The organism is Candidatus Methylomirabilota bacterium (assembly GCA_036002485.1).
In the GTDB taxonomy this organism is placed as follows: domain Bacteria; phylum Methylomirabilota; class Methylomirabilia; order Rokubacteriales; family CSP1-6; genus AR37.
Genome location: DASYTI010000134.1, coordinates 1 through 1,830, shown reverse-complemented (window position 1 = coordinate 1,830; position 1,830 = coordinate 1). Strand labels below are relative to the sequence as shown.

Sequence of the window (1,830 nt, the reverse complement as noted above, 5' to 3'; positions counted from 1 at the left end):
CGCTTGAGGAAGATGTCGTCCATGGCGGGCTTGACCAGCCAGGCGATGAAGCCTTCCGCGGCTGAGACGGCGAGGGCCAAGACGGTCCCGAGCACCAGCCACGGCCAGTAGGGCCGGAGGTATGGCCAGAGCCTCAGGAGGAGGCGATACCTGGGCGCGGCAGCCATCAGACGGGGCGCTTGGCGGAGAGCAGCCGGCGGTAGAGCGCCTCCGTGCGGTCGATCTTGGCCGTCACGGAGAACTCGGCCTCCACACGCTTCCCGCCCATGCGCGCCATGATCTTGGCCTTCTCCGGATCCTCGATCATGCGGAGGATGGCGCGCGCCAGGGCCCCGGTATCGCGCGGGGGAAAGAGATAGCCCGTGTGCCCATCGGTGATGAGCTCGGGATTGCCCTCGAGCTCGGTGCCGATGACGGGGGTCTCGACGGCCAGGGCCTCGCGGAGCGTACCCGTGATGCCCAGCCCGGCATAGGAAGCGTCGACGCAGACGTCGCTCGTGGCCAGGATCTCGGGGATGTCCTCCCGGTAGAGAAAGACCAGCACCTTGTCGGCGAGCCCCCGCGCCGCCGCCTTCTCACGGAGGATCTGGGCCTTGGCCTCGTTGGCGCCCACGAAGAGCAGGCGGGCCTGCGGGGCCCGCGCGGCCACCGTCTTCATGGCCTCGAGCGTATCGTCATTGCCCTTCCAGCTCCGGATGCCGATCTGCGTGATCAGGTAGTGCTCGGGACCGAGCTGGAGCTCGCGCCGCACGCGGAGGCGGTCCACCCCGGGATGGAAGCGCCTCATGTCCGTCCCGGAGTAGATGACGTGGATCTTGTCCGCGGGCACTCCTTGAGAGACGAGTCCCCGCTTGATCGACTCCGACACCGCCACCACGGCCGTCACGCGCCGGGTGGTGTAGCCGAGCCGGTTGAAGGGATCGAGGGGGAAGCTGACGCCGCGGTTCAGGATCAGGATGGGAATCCTCGTGAAGAGCCCCGCCATGAGCGCGAGGGTCCGCGCCTTGCCCTTCTGGGCGTGGACCACCTCGATGCGGTGCTTCCGGATGATGCGCACGAGCCCGGGAATGGACTGGAGATCGACCTCGGAGCGCATGGGGAGGGCGTGGTAGAGCAGACGGGCTTCCGCGCACTTCGCCGCCCAGCCCTCGCCGGGCCGCGTGGTCACCACGACGTGATGGCCGCGCTCCTGGAGTCCTCGGGCCAGCTCGAGGAGCTGGACGGCGGCTCCCGTGAAGAAATCGGACTTCGGGTAGAGCTGGAGGATCCGGAGCGACTCGCTCACTTCTTGAAGAACGCCCTGACCCCGGCGACGACTTCGTCGATCTCGGCCTCCGTGTGCCCGGCCGAGATGGGCAGGGTGAGGATCTCCTTGACGATGCGGTCGGTGTGCTCGAGCGCGGGCGGCTTGAGATGCTCCACGGCGGGCTGGCGGTGACAGGCCACGGGGTAGTGGATGCCCGTGGCCACGCCCTGGTCCTTCAGGAAGGCGGCGAGCTGGTCGCGCTGAGGGGTGCGCACGACGTAGAGGTGATAGACGTGGCGCGCCCCTCGCGCCTCGGCGGGCAAGACCAGGGGCAGGCCGGCGAGCCCCGCCGTGTAGCGCGCGGCCAGCTGGCGCCGGTGGTCGTTCATGGCGTCGAGGCGGCGCAGGAGAACCCGGCCCACTGCGGCCTGGATATCGTTGAAGCGCAGGTTGAAGCCGATCTCCACGTGGATGTCTTTGTTCTGCCTGCCGTGGTCGCGGAGCCGGCGGCACCGCGCCGCGACCTCATCGTCATCGGTGACGAGCAGGCCGCCGTCACCCATGACGGTCAGGTTCTTGGACGG

General features: G+C 68.7%; 2 protein-coding genes. Both read right to left on the bottom strand.

Features of this window, described 5'->3' with window-relative positions:
• Positions 1 to 166: 166 nt before the first annotated feature.
• Positions 167 to 1,285 carry a glycosyltransferase family 4 protein gene (locus VGT00_13340; GenBank protein HEV8532398.1) on the bottom strand — a complete coding sequence of 373 codons (1,119 nt, stop codon included), beginning with the start codon at positions 1,283 to 1,285 and terminating at the stop codon, positions 167 to 169.
• Positions 1,282 to 1,830 (bottom strand): DegT/DnrJ/EryC1/StrS family aminotransferase (locus VGT00_13335; GenBank protein ID HEV8532397.1); only part of this gene is annotated, 549 nt, incomplete at its 5' end. The genes VGT00_13340 and VGT00_13335, both read right to left, overlap by 4 nt.